This window comes from Luteibacter sp. P4_E6, assembly GCF_056401535.1.
The window spans coordinates 1-2,325 of sequence record NZ_JBFUJE010000577.1 but is presented as its reverse complement, the minus strand read 5'-3'; the positions used below and the strand labels follow the sequence as shown (position 1 = coordinate 2,325).

Annotated in this window: 1 protein-coding gene and 1 pseudogene; both read left to right on the top strand. The window is 60.9% G+C overall.

What is annotated here, in order from left to right; translation table 11 throughout:
• Positions 1–204: pseudogene (locus tag AC1DT2_RS20985) on the top strand (hypothetical protein); the annotation flags it as partial.
• Positions 205–797: 593 nt separating this feature from the next.
• A partial coding sequence (locus AC1DT2_RS20980; protein ID WP_477298494.1) for a TonB-dependent receptor occupies positions 798–2,325 on the top strand: 1,528 nt, incomplete at its 3' end.

Sequence of the window (2,325 nt, the reverse complement as noted above, 5' to 3'; positions counted from 1 at the left end):
ATGTCCCACGGCAAGGCATCGATGCGAGTGCCGGGCGACGATAACGTGCACCAGCTACAGGCCCTGTCGCCGACACGCTTCGTCGATCCGGATTCCGACGCCATGCCTCTCATGCAGCTTGAGTTTCATCGCGACGCGCGCGGAAAGGTCCGGGCCGTTAGCGTGGAAAGCGGCGATTATCGAGCCTACTACCTATGTCAATGAAAATGCGTCGATGGTTGGTTTGCCTTGGTCTGGTCCTGGCTGCAGGCCCCACATTCGCAGAGCCTTCCGTATGCGTTCGGCCAGAGATCTCGGGCTCACGTGAACTTGAGCGGTTCCTTAGCCTTCGTGCCGTTGAAGTGGTCAGGCTGGCAGCACGCTCGGATGACGGGCTAGGGGCGCTGATCGCCCCATCCGCGAGTTTCAACCTTGGCGCAGGCGACGTAGGCCGTCCCTTGGGAACGGGCGTCGATGGTGCTCGTGCGCTTGCGCGAGCGATGAAGGCGGACACCTATCGCTTTCTTGGTTGGGACTATATGGACATACCGGCAGATCCCTGCTCGCAGCGCAAGGTTGTCGTCGAGTTCATCGATAGCCGAGGCAAGACCGTTTCCCGAGTGGAGTTCACCTTTGAAGCAGGTCGCGTGGTGAGCGCCGATGGCTGGGAGAGATCGTTCGAAACGGGACGGTTATAGGTTAGCCGCGTATCGGAGAGCGTAGCGACAGATCAAGATAGTTCGATACCATTGACACACGAATGATAACGAGCTAACAATGAGCCCGGGGCAAGCCATTCGCTTATCACGGGGGACGTCATGCAGCATCGCTACTTCCAGCACCGTCGGCGTGCCGTCTGCGCGGCCATCGCCGCCGCTTTGATCGGCGCAAGTGGCGTCGCACTCGGCGCCGACGACCCCCAGGATCAGAAGGCGGAAACGCAACGCAAGCAAGCGGCAGACCTGCCGGCCGTCGTGGTCACCGCCAACAAGCGCACCGAGAAGTTGCAGGATGTACCGATGGCCGTCTCGGCCGTCTCGGGGGATGACCTCAAGCGGGCAGGCGCGAACAGCTTCGCCGACTACGCGACGCAGGTCCCCGGCCTGAATCTTATTTCGACCTCTGAAGGCCAGACGCAGCTCGTGCTGCGCGGTATCACCTCCGGCAGCGGGCAGGCGAACTCCGCGGTCAGTACCTATATCAATGACGCGCCATACGGCTCCAGTACCGTATACGCCGGTGGTGGCCTGCTTACGCCGGATCTGGATCCCGCGGACCTCGAACGCATCGAGGTACTGCGCGGTCCGCAAGGCACCCTCTACGGTGCGAACTCACTCGGTGGACTGGTCAAGTTCGTCACGGCCAAGCCGGACGCCACGCGCGCGTTCGGTTATCTGTCGACGGGGTACAGCAGCGTGAAGGGCGGTGGCAGCGGCTTCAACGAACGCGCCATGGTCAACCTGCCGCTGATCGCGGACACCCTGGCACTTCGCATCAACGCGTACGACCGAAAAGATCCCGGTTACATCGATAACGTCTTCACCGGAAAGTCGGACGTCAATGAGGCGACGGTTCGCGGTGGTCGCGCAGAGATGCTCTGGACGCCGAGCAGCAAGGTATCGGTCAGCCTGTCCGCGCTGGCCCAGAACCTCAGCAGCGATGGGCTCGCCAACACGGGTGTAGAGGTGGATCCCCTCACGTTGAAGCCGCTCTACGGTTACCAGAAGCAGAGCAGGGCCGCAGACACGGGCCTGTTCAAGATCAAGTACCGCCTGTACGACGCGTCGGTCAACGCCGACTTCGGTTGGGCGAAGCTGGTGTCGTCGTCCAGTTACAGCACGCAGAAGGTCAACACGGATCAGGATGTCACTGCTGCCTACGGGCCGGTTCTCAATCCTTCGTTCGGACTGGATAACGGTGGCTACTCCATCACTGATCCGATCACTCTGGGCAAATTCACCGAAGACCTTCGCCTGCAGTCGCCTGAAGACCAGATGCTGGAATGGCGTGTCGGTGTGTTTTACACGCGTGAGAGCACGACGAACCAGCAGCTGGTGAATGGTTTCGACGCAAGTACAGGGGGGCCGCTTGATCTGCCACCGCTAGGCGCGATCAACGTGGGGCCGGGCATCTTCAAGGAATGGGCTGGCTACGCGGACCTGACCTGGCACGTGACATCACAGCTAAGCATCCTGGTGGGTGGGCGCTATAGCAAGGACAAGACGACATTCACGCAGACAGGCTCCGGGCTGCTGGTCGGGGATATCGGTTTCACCACGCAAAGCAAGGACACGCCGACCACGTTCCTGTTCAATCCGAGCTTCAAGTTCAACGACGATGTGATGG